We start from the raw sequence: 18894 nt of genomic DNA, 5'->3' as shown, positions 1-18894 counted from the left end.
GCTGGGAGATCGAGACCGCCTACCTCGAACTCAAGTCCACCATCCTCGGCGGCCGGGTCCTGCGATCACGCACCCCCGACGGCATCGATCAGGAAATCCACGCCCTGCTGATCGTCTACCAACTACTCCGCACCGCCATGGTCGACGCCACCGACAGCCGGCCCGGCCTCGATCCGGACCGGGCCAGCTTCACCACCGCCCTCAACACCGCCCGAGACCAACTCGTCCTCGCCGCAGGCGTCATCGCTGACACGATCATCGACCTGGTCGGCGTCATCGGCGAACAAGTCCTGGCGAACCTGCTGCCCGACCGCCGCATCCGCACGAAGTCCCGCATGATCAAACGCTCGAACTCCAAATACCAGGCCCGCGGACCGAACATCGACCGCCACACCTACAAGGCCACCACCAGCATCAACGTCGTCACCGACGAGCCTTGACGCATGAGCCATCCGCCTAACTGAACGGCGTTGTGTCTAGCCGCGAAACAGCACCCCGGCGTCGTGATGACGGCGGGAAGTGGGCAACGGGACGGCAACCGGGGCGGACCAGGGGCTGAATCCCGGCGCGGACAGGATCGGCGGCATGGCTCGTGTGACTCTGCTGATCGTCCTGGCACTGGTGGCCCTGCATGTGGTGGCTCTGATCGACTGTCTGAGCACCCGGCCGGACCGGATCGCCGCGTTTCCCCGGCGGGCGTGGCTGGCGCTGATCGTGCTGTGTCCGGTGGCCGGGCCGATCGCCTGGTTCCGGGCCGGGACCGAGGCCGGGCCACGGCCGGACCGGGAACCGGGGAGACGGGCGCAGGCTCGGCGGGCTCTGGCGCAGCGGGAACGGGCTCGGGCCCGGCGGGGACCGATCGGGCCGGAGGACGACGCCGACTTCGTGCGGTTCCTCGCGGAGAGTGTCCGGAACCGCTGATCGGCGCCGACGGTCACATCGACCGGGGGCAGGCCGGGCGCGCCGAGCAGCGTGAACGCGTCACCAGCGGAACGGGCGGCCCCGGACGGTGTTGGCCGACTCGTGGCCGTCGCGGCTGAAACGGTAGGACATCTGCACGGCATAGGTGCGGCCCCGCCGTGGCTGGGCGGTCAGCGGACCGCAGCCGTGCGACAGTTCACGCCGGGAGAAGCGCAGGTCGTCGCAGGTGGCCGGGCCGGCCACGGTACGACCGGAGGCGGTGTCCAGCAGGCGGACCTCGATGCGGCCACGACCCTTCGCCGGGGTGGTCAGGGTCGCCTGCACCCGGACGTCACGGCCCAGGAAGTGGCACGGGCGCAGGCCCAGTGGTGAGCGTGTCGGCAGGTCGAAGATCATGTCGGGGGTGCACTGCCAGGAGTTGCGTGCCTCGTCCCGGTTCACGGGACTCCGAACGTCGATCCTGGTCGCGGCAGAGCGGGTAGCGCGTACCGCAGAGGGGGAGGAACGAGCCGTCGCGGCCTTGCGCTTGACCGCGGGTTTCGACGTCGGCGGCCGCGGCGCGGCAGGCCGTGGGACGACGGCGGTGACCGGCGCCACGGACGCCGTGATGATCACCGGGGGTGAACTCTCGAGACGGCTCTCCGAGCGGCCCACCTGCCAGGCGGCGCCGACGGCCACCAGGATGCCCGCCACCAGGGCCGCGGCTGCTCCGGGACGGGTCCATCGGCCGCGCGGGGCGTCGTTGCGGCGGCTGCGCGGGACCGGCGGGCGGGCCGCCGCGGCGGTGATGTCCGCGCGGTGGGACGGACCGGCCGAGGACAGTTCCGCGGTCAGCTCAGTCAGTTCGGTGGCCAGTTCGGCGGCGCCGGGCCGGCGGCGGGGCTTCGACGACAGGCAGGCGGTGATGATCTGCCAGAGGTTGTCGGGGATGCCGGGGCGGCGTTCGGCGGCGCCCTCGGAGTGCAGGCGCATGAGTTCCGGCAGGGAGTCGCTGCGGTACGGCGGGCACCCGCAGACCAGTTCGTAGAGCAGGACGCCGAGCGAGTACACGTCGGTGGCCGCGCTCGGGGTGGCGCCGTGGAACGCCTCGGGGGCCATGTAGTGCGGGGTGCCGACGACCGCGGCCGGGGTGGTGATGCTCGGCAGGGTCAGGATGCGGGCGATGCCGAAGTCGGTGAGCCGCGCCTCGAGGCCGTTCTCCTCCCTGCTGAGCAGGATGTTGTCCGGTTTGAGGTCGCGGTGGATGATGCCCATCTCGTGGGCTTCGGCGAGGGCGGACGCGACCTGGCCGGCGAGCCGGGCCGCTTCGGCGGGTGGCAGGGCGCGCCGCCGGTTGAGGTGGTCGCGCAGGCTGCCGCCGGCGACCAGGTCCATCACCAGGCCGAGGGAGTCTCCGGCGCTGAACAGGTCGCGGACCCGGACCACGTTCTGGTGCCGCAGCATCAGCAGGATGGTCCGTTCCTGGACGAACCGGGTGACCAGCCGGGGTTGCCGGAGCAGGCTGTCGTGCAGGAGTTTGATCGCCACGGGTTCGCCGGTGGAGCGGTCCTCACCCTGCCAGACGGTGCCGGTGGCGCCCTGACCGATCGGCCGGATCAGCCTGTACGAGTTACCGACGCACCGTTCCTGATCCATGACCCGGAATAATGCATTTTGTCCGGATGGCTGGCAAGTCTACGCGGCGAGAATCGCACCCTACGGGAGGTTTCCGGGTACCGCCGTCACTTGGCGGAAGTCCCCTCGTTGGAAGGACCGGGCTGCGGACCGCACAGCGACCGGATCGCCCCCAGCAGGGTCGAACGGGTGAACGGCTTCTCCAGGAGCATGCTGTTCTCGTCCAGGTGCAGCTGCGGGCCGAGCGACGCCGCGGTGTACCCCGACATGTAGAGCACCGGCAGATCCGGCTGATGCGTGCGCAACGCCCCGGCCAGCTCCGGCCCGGTCATCGTCGGCATCACCACGTCGGTGATCAGCAGGTCCGGGCGGGTACCGGAGGCCACCTGGGTGACCGCCATCAGCGCGTCGGTCGCCACCGCGATCTCGTAACCGGCCGGCTCGATCAGCCGCTGCACCAGCTGCGCCACATCCGGCTGGTCCTCGACGATCAGCACCCGGCCGATCACCGCGTTCTTGTCGCCGCCGGCCCGTTCCGCCTTGCGGCGCTCCTCCGCGGCGGGCAGGTAGATGTGCACGGTCGTGCCGATCCGCGGCTCCGACTCCAGCTCGATGTGGCCGCCCAGGTTCTGCACGATGCCGGCCGTCGTCGCCAGGCCGAGACCGGCAGCGGTGGGACGGGTCGTGAAGAACGGCTCCAGCGCCCGGCGCCGCACCTCGTCCTCCATGCCCACCCCGGTGTCGGTCACCACCAGGTGCACCAGCTTGCCGGTCGGCGCGTTCTCGGCCAGCTGCCCCGGCGCGATCACCTCGTTGGTGGCGGTCACCCGGACCATGCCGCCGTGCAGCATCGCATCCCGGGCGTTCGCCGCCAGGTTGACCAGCGCCTGCTCCAGCGGACCCCGCTCGGCCTTGACCGGCCACACGTCCGGACCGAACGCCAGGTCCAGCCCGATGTGCTCGCCGAGCGTCCGGCTGAACAGCGCCTGCACGTCGGTGAGCAGATCCGGAATCGGGATCACCTCGGGACGGTTGCCCTCGCTGCGGCCGAACGCCAGGAGCTGGTGGGTGAGCGTCCGGCCGGTACCGACCGCGTCCAGGATGTCCTTGGCGTACTGGTTGGGCTGGCTGCCCTCCTCGGTGGCCCCCACGATCATGTCGGCCGACCCGGCGACCACCGTCATCAGGTTGTTGAAGTCGTGTGACAGCCCGCCGATCAGCTGGCCCAGGCTGTCCAGCCGGCGCAGGTGGTCGAGCTGCCGCTTCAGACCCCGCGCGTCGATGTGGTCGGTGGTGTCGGTGATCATGCAGAGCACGCCGCCGAAGTCGCCGTTCTCGTCGTGCACCGGCATCATGCTGACGCGTACGCTGCGCCGCGAACCGTCGGCCCGCATCAGGCGGGTGGCGCCGACCGTGGAACGCCCGGTGCGGCACTCGGCGATCCGCCGGTCCAGCTCCTTCTGCCCCATGTTGTCGAGGAAGCCGCGCAGCGACACCCCGATCAGCTCGGCCCTCGGCATGCCCAGGACCACGCCGATCGGCTCGTTCGCGTACGTCGCCACCCCGTCCGGGTCCAGCTGGAGGACACCTTCCGGGATCGTCTCCAGGACCCGGCGGTACCGCTCCTCGGAGACCCGCAGACGCTCCTGCGCCCGGGCCGAGGAGACCGCCAGCGACAGCTCACCGGCGATGTCCCGGGCCAGCTCCACCTCGGGCGTCGAATAGAACGCGTCCGGGGTGTGCCGGGTCAGGATCAGATATCCGGCGTACGTGTTGTCGACGATCACCGGGCTCAGCACCGCCGCGGTGATCCCCTGGTCCGACGCGGTCAGTCCCTCCGCCGTGTCGCCGGCCAGCACGATCGGACGGCGCGAGGTGGCCAGCGTGGTCGAGTACTGGTTGTCCGGCAACTGGCCGGACCGGTCCAGCGCCCGGCCCAGCACCGCCGACTTCTCGTCGTCGACGTGCTGGTAGGAGATCTCGTCGTACCGCCCGTCGTCGCGGATCAGCTGCACACCCGCGCCGTCACCGATCATGTCGGCGGCGGCACGGGCGGCGATGGTCCGTACCTCTGCGGGGTTCGCCGCGCGACTCAGCGCGAGGGCCAGGTCGGCGAGCGCGTACCGGAGGGGGTAAGCCATGACTCCCATGCGGGCAATGATTCGCGCTGGGTGAGGCTCGTGAGGCCGGTTTGCCGAAAAATCTATGCGAAGAGCGCGCTCACCGACTCGCCGTTGTGGATCCGCCGCATGGCCTCGGCGAGGGCCGGGGCGACGGACAGGACGGTGAGCTTGTCGGTGCGGTTGTGCCGCGGGATCGGAACGGTGTTGGTGCAGACGATCTCCTCGATCTCCTTCTCCGCGGAGAGCCGCTGGACCGCGTCGGCGGAGAACAGCCCGTGCGTGCAGGCGACCCGTACGCTGCGCACGTTACGCTCACGCAGCCGGGCGAGCAGCTCGAAGACCGTGCTGCCCTTGGCGATCTCGTCGTCCAGCACGATCACGTCGCGGTCGGCCACCTCACCGATCACCGAGCTGATCACCACCTTGTCGTCGGCGTAACGCTGCTTCGCGCCGGCCGCCACCTCGACACCGAGCATCCGGGCGAACGCCGCCGCCTCCTTGGCGTTGCCGAGGTCCGGGGAGACCACGACGGTGTTGCTCAGGTCGTACCCGCGGAAGTGGTCGGCCAGCTCCCGCAGCGCGTGCAGGTGGTCCACCGGGATGTTGAAGAAGCCGTGCACCTGCGGCGAGTGCAGCGTCATCGCCAGCACCCGGTCGGCGCCGGCCGTGGTCAGCAGGTCGGCGACCAGACGACCGCCTATCGAGATGCGCGGGGCGTCCTTCTTGTCGCTCCGCGCGTACGCGTAGTGCGGCAGCACCACGGTGATCCGCCCGGCCGAGGCCCCCTTGGCGGCGTTCAGCATGAAGAGCAGTTCGGCGAGGTTCTCCTGGGTGGGCGGGACCAGCGGCTGGATCAGGAACACGTCGCGTTCCCGGCAGTTGCCCTGCAACTGCACCTCGATGCAGTCGTTGGCGAATCGGGAGGTCTTGGTCGGGAGCAGCGGCACGGCGAGGTGCTCGCAGATCTCGGCGGCCAACTCGGGATGGGCGGATCCGGTGAAAACGGCGATGTCGCGCACGACGACACCCTAAGTGCCGTCCACCGGGGCTCGTCAGCATGGTCATCCCTTAGATAGCGTGCTCGCCATGAATGGACTGGCCGTCGCTTGCCGGCGTGTGGTGCACATCTACCGGGCCGAGGCGGGCGACGTCGTCGCTCTCGCCGGTGTCGACCTGTCCATCGCCCCCGGCGAGACCCTCGCCCTGGTCGGTCCGTCCGGTTCCGGGAAGTCCACCCTGATCGCGCTGCTGTCCGGTCTGATGCGGCCGTCCGCCGGGCGGATCAACGTGGGGACGTACGACCTCGGCAAGCTCGCCGACGCGGAGATCTCCCGGCTGCGCGGCACCGAGATCGGCGTGGTGCTGCAGGGCGCGGCGCGCAATCTGCTGCCGTACGCGTCGCTGCACCGCAACATCTGGCTCGCCCAGCGGCGGGCCGCGCACACCCGGGGCATCAAGCTCGACGAACCGGACCGCATCCTCGACCTGGTCGGCCTGCACGGTCAGGGCCGCCGCCGGATCAGCGAGCTCACCCCGGGCGCCCGGCAGCGGGCGGCGCTGGCGGTCGGGATCGCCGCCGGGCCGGGCCTGCTGCTGGTGGACGAGCCGACCAGCCGCCTGGACACGGCCGGCCGCGACGAGGTGCTGGACGCGCTCGAAACGGTGAACGCCGAACGGCAGACCACGATCGTGGTGGTCACCCACGACAACGAGGTGGGCGCACGGCTGGGCCGGGCGGTGACCATCCGGGACGGCCGGGTCGGCGCGGAGGGCCGGGACGGGCAGGACTTCGCGGTGGTCGCCGGGGACGGCACCGTGCAGCTGCCCCCGGAGGTGCTCGGGTCCTATCCGCCCGGCACCCTGTTCACCGTGCAGCACCTGGACGGGGAGGTCACGCTGGTCCCCGGCGGAGAGTGACACCGCCGTCGGCCAGGTGGACCTCCCGGTCGCAGGCGGCCGCCGCCTCCGGGTCGTGGGTGGCCAGCACCACGGCCACCCCGCGGTCCGCCTCGGCCCGCAGCAGTTCCAGCACCTTCTGCCGGTTCGCCGCGTCCAGTTCGCTGGTCACCTCGTCGGCGAGCAGCACGTCGCCGCGCAGGGCCAGGCCCCGCGCGATGGCCGCCCGCTGCTGCTGACCGCCGGACAGCTCCTCGACCAGTTGGTCGGCCTGCCCGGCCAGCCCCACCGAGGCCAGCGCGTCCGCGGTGCGGCGGCGGGCGTCCGCCGGGCTGCCACCGGTCGAGATCACCGCCACCGACACGTTCTCCGCGGCGGTCAGGATCGCCGCCAGACCGTTCTCCTGCGGGATCAGCACCACCTTGCGGCCGACCGCCCGGTCCCGGTCCCCCAGCGGCTCGCCGTCCGCGGTGACCGCGCCGGCCACCGGCCGCAGCAGCCCGGCCATCGCGCTGAGCAGGGTGCTCTTGCCTGCGCCCGAGGTGCCGGTGACGGCCAGGATCTCGCCGGGGCGCACGGCCACCGAGACGTCCCGCAGCACCGGATCGCCACCGGCCCAGCCGAGATCCACCGTGTCCAGGGCGAGCTCTGTCATCGCACTCTCCTTCGGAGATCATTTCCGGTCACCAGCGCGACCAGGGTCAGCACGGCCAGCACCACGGCACCGGTGGCCGGCAGCGTGAACGGTCCAGGACGGCCGGGCAGCGGCAGATCCGGCGGGTCGACCCCGGCCAGCGGCAGGGTCCAGCCGGTCAGCTCCCAGGCCAGCGCCGCCACCAGCAGGCCGGCCACCGTCGCGATCAAGACCAGCAGTGGGTACGTCCAGAGCGTCGCGCGTCCCGCCGCCGTCCGGCTCAGCCCCTGCGCCCGGAGCGCGGACAGGTCCTCCACCCGGCGGCGCCGGTCGACCGCGGCGGTGAGCACCAGACCACCCGCGCCGAGCAGCACCACGAGCACCGCGGCCAGCACGAAGAACCACAGCGACAGCGCCGGGCCCTGCTGGTCGAGCTGTCGCAGCGTACGGTCCTCGGCGACGTCGTCGATGACGGTCAGGCCCTGCTCGGCGATCCGGTCCAGCACGTCCGGCGGGGCGCTGTCGTTCAGCCACACCTGGGACACCGCGGCGGCACCGCCGTCGACCGCGACCCGGTCGGCGTACTCCAGATCGACCAGGGTGGCGTCGCGTCCCAGCCTCGGCACCGTGGGCAGTTCGGCGACCGGCTCGGTGAGCAGCCGCCGCCGGTCCAGGCCGGTGATCGTCGCGTCGTCGGGCAGGGTGCCGGTGTGCGCCACCGGCATCGGCGCCGGCGCATCGGCCGGCTGCACCCACACGCCGGCGGCGAGCGTGTCCGACGACTCCAGGTCGATCCGCAGGCCCGCGGGGTCGGCGGAGAGGCGCACGCCGCTCTCGGTCCGCCACGCCGCCGGGTCGGTGAGGGTCGCAGAGGTGATCGGCCGGACCGGGTTCACCGAGCCGAGACCCTCCAGCACCAGGCTGCCGGTGGCCCCGGTCGAGGTGCCGACCGCCGAGACGCCGATCCCGTTGAGCCGGCAGCCCTCCCGGCAGACGTCCACCCGCTGCACGTAGTTGGAGCGTCCGGTACTGAGCTGGCCGAGCTGCACCACCTCGTCGCCGAGACCGGTGACCGAGGAGACCGCCAGGTTCAGCCGCAGGACCCGGCCGTCGGCGAGGTTTCCGCTGCTCAGCACCACCTGCACGTCCTGACCGGGGAAGACCGGTGCCGCCGGGGCGTCCGGTCGCAGCAGGCGGGCCACCGCGGCGGCGTCCGGGGCGCCGTCCGGCCAGTTCATCACGGCGGCCAGGCGGGTGCTGTCCACGGCCAGGCCGGCCGGTTCCTGGAAGCCGCCCTTGGCCAGGCCGGCGACGGCCATCGCGTACCGGCCCTCGGGGTCGATCGCCCGGACCGCGCCGAGCAGGGTCTGCCGGTGCACCGGCGACACGGTCAGCACCCGGGCGGCGCCGGTGCCGACGGCCGCCTGCACGTGCCGGACCCGTTCGGCGGTGTCCACCGCGGCGGCGGCGTACCCGGCCACCGCGACGGTGGCCACCAGCAGGGCGAAGACGCGTTCCGCGCCGGGACGGCGGGACAGTTGGTACGCGGCGAGGGCCGCGCCGGGGTGTCCGCGGCGCAGGGCACGGGCGGCGTACCGGGTGACCACGGGCACCAGCGCGCGGGCGACCAGCAGGGAGACCGCCAGCACCAGCAGCGCCGGGGCGAGCAGGCCGACGCCGGTCAGCTCGCCGCCGGAGAGGACCAGCTGCACACCGGCCGCCACCGCCAGGGTGGTCGCCACGGCCTCGGTCACCGGGATCCGGCGGCCGGACGCCGGACCGCGGCGCAGCAGGGAGCTGACCGGGCCGAGCAGCTGCCGGCGCTGGGCGGCCACCGCGGCGGCCAGCGCAAGCAGGGTGGCGAGCGGGGCGTACCGCAGCGACGACCAGCCCGGGTCCGCGCCGACGCCCGGGAAACGCAGCGCCGCGACCAGGTTGACCAGCAGTTGCCCGGCCAGGCAGCCGACGACCGCCCCGGCCACCACCGCGACCAGGCTCTCCCCGGTCGTGATCCACCAGCGGACCCACCACTGCGGACCGCGCAGCGCGACCACGGCCAGTTCGTTCTGCCGCCCCTGGGCGCTGTACCCGACCGCGAGGAAGATGCTGAAGCAGGCGAGCAGCACCAGGGGGACCGCGATCACCGGGACCAGCAGGCGGGCCGCCTCCCGTCCGCGGTCGATCCGGTCCAGCATGTCCGGCATCCGGGTGCTGATCGCCATCTGCGCGCCGAGACTCTCCGACGTCTCCTTCAGCCGGTCCAACTCGCCGCGCAGCGTACCGAGCCGGTCCACGTCGAGCACCGCGCTGCCGGCGGTGCCGTCGATCGCCACATCGGTGTCGCCGTGGTCCATCGCCTGCTGGGTGGCGGCGCCGGTGAACATCGGCTCGCCCGGCCCGCGCCCCGGAACCGTGGTGAAGTACCCGTGGGTGCCCCAGTACGCCTCCGTGATGTCGGTGGCACGGTAGACCCCGACGACCGTCAACCGGGCCGGCTCGCCGTCCGGCAGGTAGATCGGGTTCGTCGGATCCGGATTGAACCGTGCCGCACCGAGCGTGATCGGGTCGCCGGGCGCCAAGTCGAGCCGGTCCGCGGTCCGCTCACCGACCAGCACGTCCCCCGCCCCGATCAGGCAGCGCCCGGACAGCAGGGTGACGTGCTCACACGTCTCCTGGCGGAACACCAGCCGGGAGGCGCGCTGCGGGTCCGGTTCGACGCCGATCGCCGGGAACTCCGCGGAGTAGACGTAGTGGAACCCGGGGAGCTGGACCAGTGCCTGACCGACCTCGGCGAACTGCAGACCGGTGGAGGATCCGCCGTCGCCCTCGTCCCGGTCGTTCTGCCGGGCGCTGATCACCATGCCCAGCTCGTTCGGCGCGGCGGTCGCCACCTGACCGGCGGCGACGGCCCGGTCGACGGCCAGCAGATACGCCGGCGCGGCCACCGCGGACGCCACCGCCAGCAGGGTCAGCAGCGCCAGCGTGATCGCCTGGCCGCGCCGGGCCCAGGTCATGGCCAGAACCAGGGAGATCATCGGTCGTCTCGCAGGTCTCGCAGGAACGGACGGACGGCCAGCCACGTGGTCAGGCCGAGCACTGTCAAGGCGGCGAGACCGCCGAGCAGGAAGGCGACCGGGCCGAGCACACCCGGCGGGGGCAGCACGTCCCAGCCGTCGGTGAACGGCAGCACCCGGGCGCCGGTGACCCGGGTGGCCGGGATCGTCACCAGCAGACCGGCCACCAGCCCGGCCAGCACCGGCACGCCGACGCCGTACCGGCCGGTGGCCACCGCGACCCGGGACGGCAGGCCCTGCACCCGCAGCGCCCGCAGCTGCTCCCGGGTGGTGCCGCGGTCGACGGCCGCGGCCACCGCCACGGTCGCGGCGGCGAGCAGCAGCGCCGCCGCCCCGGCCAGCAGACCGAACCGGGCGGCGACCGCCGGCCCCTGCGCGCCGAGCTGGTCGGCCCGCCCGGCGACGGTCCGGTCGGCCACCACGGTCAGGCCGGCCGCGGTCAGGTCACCGACCAGGCCGGGACGGGCGTCCGCGGCGAGCCACACCTGGTACTCCCCCGGCGGCTCGGCCTCGTCGGTGAGACGGCGGAACGCCTCCAGATCGACGAACAGTCCGTGGTGGCCGAGCACCGGCACCGCACCGACGGCCCGCGCCCGGACCGGGACCGGCGTGCCGAAGACACCCAGGATCGGATCGGCGAACCGCCACGCGTCGGGTTCCGGACCGGCCAGCACGGCGGGCAACGGCAGCGTGGTCTCCACCGGCCAGGCCCTCGACCCGGACTCGACATCGTCCGAGGTGTTCACCGGGACGTCCAGGCGCAGGCCGGCCGCGCTGGTCGAGACGTCGAGCGCGACGCCGGTGCTGCCGGTACGCCAACGGGCGACGTCACCCAGCTCGGCTGCCCCGAGCACCGGCCCTGCCGGGTCCAGCTGGTCGAGGGAGTGGACGGTGACCCCGGCGCCGGTCCGTCCGGTCAGGCTCCAGTGGACGATCCGGCAGCCGGTCGCGCAGCCCGGAGCCGCGCCCCGGAGCACCGTCGTGCCGGCGCCGGCCACACCGAGGTCGACCGGCACGACGAGACCGGTGGTCTCGTTGCGGAGCAGCAGCGACAACCGGGCCGGCTGCTTGCCGTGGCGCTCCGCGCGTACGCCGACCGCCTCCCCGGTGATCAGCGGAAGTCGACCGCCCGCCCCGGCACCCGGCGGCGCCCCGGGCAGACCCGGGGCGGCGACCGCGGCATAGCGGGTGCTGTCGACCGCCAGCACCGGCAGGTCACTCACCCGGTCGACCACGGCGGCCATCGCCTGCCGCCCGTCCGGGTCGGCCTGCCGGACCGCCGCCAGCAGGGTGGTCCGGTTCTCCGTCTGCACGGTCAGGACCCGGTCCGCGCCGAGTTCCCAGGCGCCGCGTTCCGCGCGGGCCCGCTGTTCGGCGTCCCCACCGCCGACCGCCGTGACGAACAGCGTCGTCGCGACCACGACCAGGGCGAACACCCGGTCCGCGCCGGGCTGCCGGGCGACCCGCAGCGCGGTGAGGCCGGTCCGCAGGCGTCCGGCCCGCAGCGCGGCCCCGCCCATCCGGCCGGCCAGGTGGCTGAGCAGCCGGGCCAGGATCAGGGCCACGGCGAGGGCGAGCATGCCGGCGCCGGCCGGGGCCAGACCACCGTCCGGGCCACCGACCCCGGCCTGGTAGACGACGGTCACCGCGACCGCGACGAGAATCAGGTCGGCCAGCCCGGAACGCCAGCCGCCCCGGCCGCCGGAGGTGCGGCGCAGCAGCTCGGACAGCGGCAGGCGGACCACCAGCGCCTCCAGCACGGCCAGCACCAGCAGGCCGCCGAGCAGCACGGCGAGGGCCGCGCCGAGGCCGATCAGCAGGGCGGCCGTCCGGTCGGCGGTGTCGTCCACCGGGCCGGCGAGCAGCCGGGCCAGCAGGAGACCGGCCGGGGCACCGAGCAGGGTCCCGGCGGCGAGCGGCACCAGGTGCTGGCCCCAGAGCAGGCGCAGGATGCCGAGCCGGGTCGAACCGCGCAGTTTGAGCAGCGCCACGTCCGGGCGCCGGTCGCGACCGGTGTACCGGCCGGCCAGCGCGATGGCGAACCAGGCCAGCACCAGGATCTGGACCGCCGCGGTGGCCACCCCGGAGGCGATCACCGTCCGGTCCGCCTCGATGGTGCCGATCAGCTGGTCGGCCGAGGTGACCAGGCGCAGGTCCGGGCTGAGCTGCTTGTCCGCCGCACGGAGCAGGGCGCGCAGGTCGGTGCCGGGACGGCTGATCAGGCCCTCGGGGATCACCGAGTCGTACGTCAGGGTGACGCTCTTGAGCATCACCGCGCTGAACGTGTCGATCGCGGTGAACGCCGGGTCCAGCCCGTTCTCCGCGCGGACCAGCGACGACTGCCAGTACGCGCCGCTCGGGTCGTCGACCGAGTAGAGGCCGACGACGGTGGTGACCACCGTCCGGTCGCTGACCGTGTCCCGCAGGGTGAGGCGGGAACCGATCCCGATGGTGAGCCGCTGCGCCGCCGCCCGGCTGATCGCCACCTCGCCCCGGGCCGCCGGGCAGGCGCCGTCGATGCGGACCTGGTCGCAGAAGTCGTCCCGGTACGCCAGCCGCACGTCCACGTCCGTCCCGCCACGGGACACCGCCAGCGGGGTGATCATGCCGAGCGCGACGTCCTCGGTCGGCAGCGGGAGCCGGGTGCGGACCCGGTCGGCGAACGGCTCGACCACGGCGCCGGGATCCCCGGACTCGATCTCCGCGCCCTGCCGGACGCTCAGGGTCCGCTGACCGTCCGGGGCTGCGGCGATGTCGGTGGCGGCGGCCCGGGCGGCGGCGGCATACGCGTACCACGGCGCGGCCGCGGTCACCGCCGTGGCGACGGCGGCCAGCACGAGGATGGTGGCGACCTGCGCCGTCCGGGTTCGGACCGCGCCGGCGACGAGCGCGAACATGAATCGATCTCCCCCCGATCAAGGGGGCACGTTACAACCAGCCGCGTCGTTTCAGATAGATGTACAGGACGGTTGCGGAGAGAACGATCAGGGCGCCGCTGAGGAGGAATCCCCACCACTGCCCATAGCCCGGATAGGGCACGTTCTGACCGAAGTAGCCGGTCAACGCGGTGGGCACCGTGATGATCGCGGCCCAGGCGGCGAGCTTGCGGGTCACGTCGTTGAGCACATTGCCCTGCTCGGCGAGGTCGGCGTCGAGCAGTTCGGTGATCCGGTTCCGGGCGTGCCCGGTCACCTCCAGGGCGCGGTGCGCATGGTCCTCGACGTCCCGGTAGTACGGCGCCAACAGGTCGGTCCGTTCCGTGCCGGCCAGCACCTCCGGCATCGGGGCGACCGAGCGGTGCAGGGCGGCGAGGGCGGTGCGCAACGCGTACGCATGCCGCCGCACCGCCCGTGGCGCACCGCCCTCGGCCAGCATGTCCTCCTCGATCCCGTCGATCGCCGCGTCGATCGACCGGGCCACCGTGAGCTGGCTGTCCACCACCGTGTCGAGCAGCCCGTAGACCAGGAAGGCGACGCCGCCGTCCCGGCCCAGCTCGGTGTCGGCGTCCCAGCGGGCGGTCAGCACGTCCAGGTCGCCGGCCGACTTGTGCACCGTGATCAGCGCCCGGTCCAGGACGAACGCGCTGATCTCGATCTTGCGGATCCGGCCGTCAGTGAACCGGGTCGCATAGACGTTGAGGAACAGATGATCGGGGTAGACGTCCAGCTTGGGACGCTCGTGGTCGTCGACCGCGTCCTCCACGGCCAGCGGGTGCAGACCGAACCCGCTGGTCACCGCCGACAGCTCGGCCTCGTCGGGGTCGAACAGGTCGAGCCAGGCCACCGCACCCGGGTGCTCCCGGAGACGGTCGGCGACCTGCTCGGCCGGGAAATCCTCGGCGATCACCCGGCCGCCGTCGAAGAGCCTCGTGGTCACCCCACCAGACTAGGACTCGCCTCCGGAACCTCGATCGACGGCCGTGACCGCCGCAGCATCCACAGGCTGACCGGCACACCGACCGCCACCAGGATCGCGGCCAGCACCAGCGCGAACTGGTAGCCCTCCAGGTAGCGGTGCAGCTCACTGCCGGACGCCGCACCCGCCCGGTTGCTCAGCACCGCGCCGAGCACGGTCACCCCGAGCAGGCCGAACACCTCGCGGGAGACGTTGAGGATGCCGGACGCGATACCGGCCCGGCCGGCGGGCAGCGCGTCGATCACGACATTGCTGAGCGGGATGAGCAGACCGCCGCCGACACCGTAGAACGCGAACCAGGGCAACAGGTCGCCGTAGGTGGTGCCCTCCCCGAACTGCGCGATGCCGCCGATCGCGATCGCCATCACCGCCAGACCGAAAGCGGTCACCCGGGCCACGCCGAACCGCGCCGCCAGCCGGGGCGACAGGACCGCGCCGACCGCGGTGATCAGCGCCATCGGGACGAACGACGCACCCGCCCCGGTCGGCGTGAAACCGAGCACGTTCTGCAGGTAGATGGCGGTGTAGAAGTAGATCCCGAAGACGCCGAAGGCCCACAGCCCCATCGCGAGCAACCCACCGGTGAACATCCGCGAACGGAAGAACGCCAGATCCACCATCGGGTCGGCGCTGCGCCTCTGGATCAGCACGAAGAGCACGGCCGCTGCCGCGGAGACCCCGAACGACCCCAGGATGAGCGGCGACGTCCAGCCCTCCGCGTCTCCCTCGATCAGCGCGTACGTGAGAGCGAACAGCGTCACCGAACTGGCGGCGAGGCCGGCCGGGTCCAGTCGGCCGCCCCTCCCGGCACGCTGGTCCGACGGCACGCTGACCAGCGTGAGCACGATCGTCACCAGCCCGATCGGCAGGTTGATCAGGAAGATCCAGCCCCAGGACACGTACTCGCTGAGCACCCCGCCGGCGAACGGACCGACCGCCAGGGCGAGCGCACCCACCGCGCCCCAGACACCGATCGCGGTGCCGCGTTCCCTCGGGTCCGGGAACAGTTCCCGCAGCAGCGCCAGCGACGCCGGGGCGAGCAGGGCCGCGCCGATGCCCTGGACCGCCCGGGCGCCGATCAGCAGTTCCGGGGTGCCCGCCAGGCCGGCCGCGACCGAGGCGACGGTGAAGACCGCCAGCCCGGCCAGGAAGGTCATCCGGGTGCCGAGCACGTCGGCGATGCGTCCACCGGCCAGCAGCAGACCGGCGAAGACCAGGATGTACGCGCTCGTGATCCATTCCAGCCCGGAGATGCTCAGGCCCAGGTCACGCTGGATGCTCGGCAACGCGACGTTGACGACGTTGTTGTCGAGATAGGTCATGAAGGTGCCGAGCGCCACCGCTACGAGCGCCCACCACCGCCGGTTCTTCTCCATCGCTCATCTCCCTGTACGCCGTACATGTACGTCGTACATGAGACCTGTACGTTGTATGGTTGTCAAGTGACCGGTGATCGACTCAGTAAGGCCGCCGTGGCCGAACACGCGGCCCGCCTCGCCGACGACGAAGGCCTGGAGGCGGTCACCATCCGGCGGCTCGCCAAAGACCTCGGCGTCACCCCGATGGCCCTCTACTGGCACTTCAAGAACAAGGAGGAGCTGCTCCTCGGCGTGGTCGACCACCTGCTCGGCGGCGTACGCTCCGAGGCCCCCGACGGCGACCCGTGGCAGAAACGGCTCCGCGCCCTCGTCGACACCGTGGTCGACGTCATGCGCCGACACCCGGCCCTGCCCGACCTGATGCACGCGGTCGACAAGACCCGCACGGAGAACTTCACCCGCGCGACGAACGACTGCCTCGCCCTGCTCAGCGAGGCGGGCTTCACCCTGGGCGAAGCCTTCTGGGTATCGCAGCACCTGCTCACCGGCGTGATCGGCCTCGTGTCCGGGCACCCCGGCCCGCGACCGGGCACGTCACCGGAGGAGGCCGCGGAGCTTCGCCGCCAGAAACGCCTGATGTTCGAATGCCTGCCGGCCGACCGCTTCCCGAAGATGGTCGAATACGCGGCGACGTTCCGCGACGAGCCGGACGTCGAGCGCTACTTCACCTTCAACGTCGACCTGCTCCTGGCCGGAGTCGAAGCCACGGCCGCCGCCCGAGCACGCCGGCAGCCGGACCACCCCGCCGCGCGTTGATCCCCGGCAGGTCCGCCGCGGTGGAGGGCGAACACCTCCGGCCCGCACCCGTGGACCAGCCTCCGGCCCGTACTCCTGGACCAGCCTCCGGCCCGCACCCGTGGACCAGCCTCCGGCCCGTACTCCTGGACCAGCCTCCGGCCCGCACTCGTGGACCAGCCTCCGGCCCGTGTTCCTAGACCCGCCTCCGGCCCGAAAACTGAACCGTGAGAGACGGCCGAAGACCCAGCCGTCACCGGCGGTCGTAAACAAGACGAAAAACAGCCCTCACCAACGGCCCGACGTCTCCAGCCGTCGCCCACGGTCGCAAACGACCCGCGAACCAACCACCACCGACGGCCGAACCACCCGAGCCGTCAACCACGGCTGCCCAACAGACCGAAACACAACCCCCACCAACGGCCCGACATCCCCCAGCCGTCAACCACGATCGCATTCGGCCCGCGGATCGACCGTGGGCAACGACTGGGCAACCCGATGGCCGATCACGGCACCACGACGTGCTCCGTCAACCGTGAACGACGGCCGAGCAACGCCAGGCTGGCCCACCACCGTGCCCCTCTGACGCGCCCATATCAGCCATGGACGACGGCCGGGCTAGACACCTCATGAGTCAGTCAGGGTCTGCCTCTGTGGTGATTTCGGGCGCTCAGCACGCCCGAATTCGCCACACCCACAACAGCGTGGTGATTTCGGGCGTCCAGCGCGCCCGAATTCACCACACCGCCAGGGGTGTGGTGATTTGGGGCGTCCAGCGCGCCCGTAATCACCACACCACCAGGGGTGTGGTGAATTGGGGCGTCCAGCGCGCCCGAAATCACCACGCGGACGGGCTTCGCACCCTGACCACGAAACATGTCTAGCCGTGCCGGATACATGGCCGGGCGGCCCCGGCCGTCGCCCCGCACGGTCAACCCGAACCCGTCAACCCGAACCCGCACGGTCAACCCGCACGGTCGACCGAGCCGTCGGCCACGGCACCGGCGGGACGGCGGGGCGGCACCGTGACGACTGAGGCTCGCGGCGACGGGCTCCGCGCCGCGACCCCTGCCGCCGCGAACCGCCGCGAACCGCCGTTAAACTCCGCGAACCGGCGCTAACCGGCGCTAACCGGCGCTAACCGGCGGGAGGCTCGCCGCTTGGCGGAGCCCGTAGGAACACCCGCACCTCGGCGTGACCGCGCGGGCGGGTGTTCGGGGTTGGGGTTCGGGCGCGACCATTCACGCAGGTCGCCCGGTGGCCTGAGCGTTCCGGACGCGTAGCGGCCGGCGAAGACCGCCGGGCCCTCGGCGGGAGCGACGGTCCGTACCCACCACCCCGCTACGACATCGATCTTCCGATTTTGATCAGCGGCGCGGCTTGGCGCCCACCTTCGGCTTGGAGGACGGGACAGCACGCGCCACGACCGGCTCGGCGACGGCGGCGACCGGCGCGGACGGATCGGGGCGACGGTGCAGCCACGCCTGCTGGCCCAGGGCGAACAGGTTCTGTGTGGTCCAGTAGAGGACCACGCCGAGCGGGAAGATCACGCCCGACGTCAGCAGTGAGAGCGGGATGAACCACAGCATCACGCGCTGGATGGTGCGCTGTTGCGGGTCGGTCGCCGGACCGTTCTTCATCATCGACATGCGGGTCGTCAGGAAGGTGGTGACGACCATCGCGGCGATCAGTACGCCGGTGACCAGTTTTGTGGTCACCGTGCCGGTGTGGAAGGTCGAGGCGATCGGCGCGCCGAGCAGGACCGCGTGTGACGCCTCCTGGAACTGGGTGAGCGTCCAGCCGTAGAGCGTCCGCGACGCCTCGCTGGTGATCTGCGGGTTGAGGTGACGCAGCACGTGCAGCAGACCGACGAAGATCGGGATCTGGAGGAGCATCGGGGCGAAGCTGCCGAACGGGCTGACCTTCTCCCGCTGGTAGAGGGCGGTCATCTCCTTCGCGAGGGTCTCCCGGTCGCCCTTGTGCTTGGCCTGGAGTGCTTTGAGTTCGGGGGCGATGCGCTGCATGGCCCGCTGCGAGCGGAGTTGCCGGAGGAAGATCGGCAGCAGCGCGACCCGGACGGTGAGGACCAGGAAGACGATGCCGAGGACCCAGGCCCAGTCGGTGGACAGGCTGTGCGCGCCGCCGAGGACACGGTCCCAGACGGCATGCCAGAAGAGCAGAAGGGCGGAGATCCCGGTGTAGACCGGGGACATGAGATCGCTGAAAACGGACACGGCTAACCCCTTGAGAGGCTGAGGAGATCACTGGCGGCGGGGGGACGCCGGCAGCCGTGTCGGATCGATCAGACGGCTGCCGACGGCAACCGGGTGGGTCCTCTCGGGCGGGTGCGGCCCGGGGCGTCGGGGTCACGGTGGCGTGGCACACCGGTGCGTTCGGCACGGCCGCGCAGGGCGCGGCCGTTCAGTGACGTCTGGTCGACGGCGATGCCGTGCAGCAGCAGCGGGGCGGCCAGGGCCGCGATCAGCAGCACACCGGCCATGGCGCCGGTGGCGAGGCCGGACGGACCGGACTCGGTCAGCGCACTGACCAAGTACCAGATCGTGTCCAGCCACAGCATGACGCGAACGGTAGCACCCGCCGGC

General features: G+C 72.2%; 13 protein-coding genes and 1 pseudogene. 4 read left to right on the top strand and 10 right to left on the bottom strand.

The window, feature by feature from the left end:
• A pseudogene (locus tag QSK32_RS30240) lies at window positions 1–440 on the top strand (IS4 family transposase); the annotation flags it as partial.
• A 145-nt stretch (window positions 441–585) separates the two neighbouring features.
• Window positions 586–921, top strand: coding sequence for a PLD nuclease N-terminal domain-containing protein (locus QSK32_RS30235; RefSeq protein WP_285473828.1), 336 nt, complete (start codon window positions 586–588; stop codon window positions 919–921).
• Between the two features lie 60 nt (window positions 922–981).
• On the opposite strand, the gene QSK32_RS30230 is transcribed toward QSK32_RS30235, so the two are convergent.
• The 3 genes from QSK32_RS30230 to QSK32_RS30220 form a co-directional block, all read right to left on the bottom strand.
• On the bottom strand, window positions 982–2556 hold the full coding sequence (locus QSK32_RS30230) for a serine/threonine-protein kinase (protein WP_285473827.1): 1575 nt from the start codon (window positions 2554–2556) through the stop codon (window positions 982–984).
• An 86-nt stretch (window positions 2557–2642) separates the two neighbouring features.
• Window positions 2643–4676, bottom strand: a complete 2034-nt coding sequence (locus QSK32_RS30225) for a hybrid sensor histidine kinase/response regulator (protein ID WP_245674276.1) — start codon at window positions 4674–4676, stop codon at window positions 2643–2645.
• A 62-nt stretch (window positions 4677–4738) separates the two neighbouring features.
• The gene (locus tag QSK32_RS30220; protein ID WP_045747090.1) at window positions 4739–5677 is read right to left on the bottom strand and encodes a ribose-phosphate diphosphokinase; all 939 of its coding nucleotides are present in this window, start codon (window positions 5675–5677) and stop codon (window positions 4739–4741) included.
• A gap of 67 nt (window positions 5678–5744) precedes the next feature.
• Here QSK32_RS30220 and QSK32_RS30215 point away from each other — a divergent pair, with 67 nt between their 5' ends.
• Window positions 5745–6575 (top strand): ABC transporter ATP-binding protein, encoded by an 831-nt coding sequence (locus tag QSK32_RS30215; RefSeq protein ID WP_045747089.1) that lies wholly within the window; start codon window positions 5745–5747, stop codon window positions 6573–6575.
• On the opposite strand, the gene QSK32_RS30210 is transcribed toward QSK32_RS30215, so the two are convergent.
• From QSK32_RS30210 to QSK32_RS30190, 5 genes are read right to left on the bottom strand one after another with little or no spacing between them, the layout of a single operon-like run.
• Window positions 6550–7209 (bottom strand): ABC transporter ATP-binding protein, encoded by a 660-nt coding sequence (locus tag QSK32_RS30210; RefSeq protein ID WP_285473826.1) that lies wholly within the window; start codon window positions 7207–7209, stop codon window positions 6550–6552. The genes QSK32_RS30215 and QSK32_RS30210 overlap by 26 nt on opposite strands.
• Window positions 7206–10223: an FtsX-like permease family protein gene (locus tag QSK32_RS30205; protein ID WP_285473825.1), complete on the bottom strand. Its 3018-nt coding sequence runs from the start codon at window positions 10221–10223 to the stop codon at window positions 7206–7208. The genes QSK32_RS30210 and QSK32_RS30205 overlap by 4 nt, the downstream gene beginning before the upstream one ends.
• On the bottom strand, window positions 10220–13159 hold the full coding sequence (locus QSK32_RS30200) for an FtsX-like permease family protein (RefSeq protein WP_285473824.1): 2940 nt from the start codon (window positions 13157–13159) through the stop codon (window positions 10220–10222). Before QSK32_RS30200 ends, QSK32_RS30205 begins: the two co-directional genes overlap by 4 nt.
• A 31-nt stretch (window positions 13160–13190) precedes the next feature.
• The gene (locus tag QSK32_RS30195) at window positions 13191–14138 is read right to left on the bottom strand and encodes a magnesium transporter CorA family protein (protein WP_045747085.1); all 948 of its coding nucleotides are present in this window, start codon (window positions 14136–14138) and stop codon (window positions 13191–13193) included.
• Window positions 14135–15553 carry an MFS transporter gene (locus tag QSK32_RS30190; protein WP_045747084.1) on the bottom strand — a complete coding sequence of 473 codons (1419 nt, stop codon included), beginning with the start codon at window positions 15551–15553 and terminating at the stop codon, window positions 14135–14137. Before QSK32_RS30190 ends, QSK32_RS30195 begins: the two co-directional genes overlap by 4 nt.
• 66 nt (window positions 15554–15619) lie before the next feature.
• Between QSK32_RS30190 and QSK32_RS30185 the strand changes: the two genes are divergently transcribed.
• On the top strand, window positions 15620–16312 hold the full coding sequence (locus tag QSK32_RS30185; protein WP_285473823.1) for a TetR/AcrR family transcriptional regulator: 693 nt from the start codon (window positions 15620–15622) through the stop codon (window positions 16310–16312).
• A 1346-nt stretch (window positions 16313–17658) separates the two neighbouring features.
• Here the strand turns inward: QSK32_RS30185 and yidC are convergent.
• On the bottom strand, window positions 17659–18525 hold the full coding sequence (yidC, locus tag QSK32_RS30180) for a membrane protein insertase YidC (RefSeq protein ID WP_285473822.1): 867 nt from the start codon (window positions 18523–18525) through the stop codon (window positions 17659–17661).
• Between the two features lie 68 nt (window positions 18526–18593).
• Complete coding sequence (locus QSK32_RS30175) at window positions 18594–18869, bottom strand: DUF6412 domain-containing protein (protein WP_045747082.1); 276 nt, start codon at window positions 18867–18869, stop codon at window positions 18594–18596.
• Window positions 18870–18894: the final 25 nt, after the last annotated feature.

The sequence above is a fragment of the Actinoplanes sp. NBRC 101535 genome (assembly GCF_030269225.1).
Lineage (GTDB): Bacteria > Actinomycetota > Actinomycetes > Mycobacteriales > Micromonosporaceae > Actinoplanes > Actinoplanes rectilineatus.
This window is presented reverse-complemented; position numbering and strand designations above follow the sequence as displayed.

What these genes read in the sequence shown, in the direction of transcription:
- QSK32_RS30190 (WP_045747084.1), bottom strand. Translation starts at nt 15,553, where the DNA reads ATGGAGAAGAACCGGCGGTGGTGGGCGCTCGTAGCGGTGGCGCTCGGC.
- QSK32_RS30210 (WP_285473826.1), bottom strand. Translation starts at nt 7,209, where the DNA reads ATGACAGAGCTCGCCCTGGACACGGTGGATCTCGGCTGGGCCGGTGGC.
- QSK32_RS30205 (WP_285473825.1), bottom strand. Translation starts at nt 10,223, where the DNA reads ATGATCTCCCTGGTTCTGGCCATGACCTGGGCCCGGCGCGGCCAGGCG.
- QSK32_RS30175 (WP_045747082.1), bottom strand. Translation starts at nt 18,869, where the DNA reads ATGCTGTGGCTGGACACGATCTGGTACTTGGTCAGTGCGCTGACCGAG.
- QSK32_RS30215 (WP_045747089.1), top strand. Translation starts at nt 5,745, where the DNA reads ATGAATGGACTGGCCGTCGCTTGCCGGCGTGTGGTGCACATCTACCGG.
- QSK32_RS30235 (WP_285473828.1), top strand. Translation starts at nt 586, where the DNA reads ATGGCTCGTGTGACTCTGCTGATCGTCCTGGCACTGGTGGCCCTGCAT.
- QSK32_RS30230 (WP_285473827.1), bottom strand. Translation starts at nt 2,556, where the DNA reads ATGGATCAGGAACGGTGCGTCGGTAACTCGTACAGGCTGATCCGGCCG.
- QSK32_RS30200 (WP_285473824.1), bottom strand. Translation starts at nt 13,159, where the DNA reads ATGTTCGCGCTCGTCGCCGGCGCGGTCCGAACCCGGACGGCGCAGGTC.
- QSK32_RS30225 (WP_245674276.1), bottom strand. Translation starts at nt 4,676, where the DNA reads ATGGCTTACCCCCTCCGGTACGCGCTCGCCGACCTGGCCCTCGCGCTG.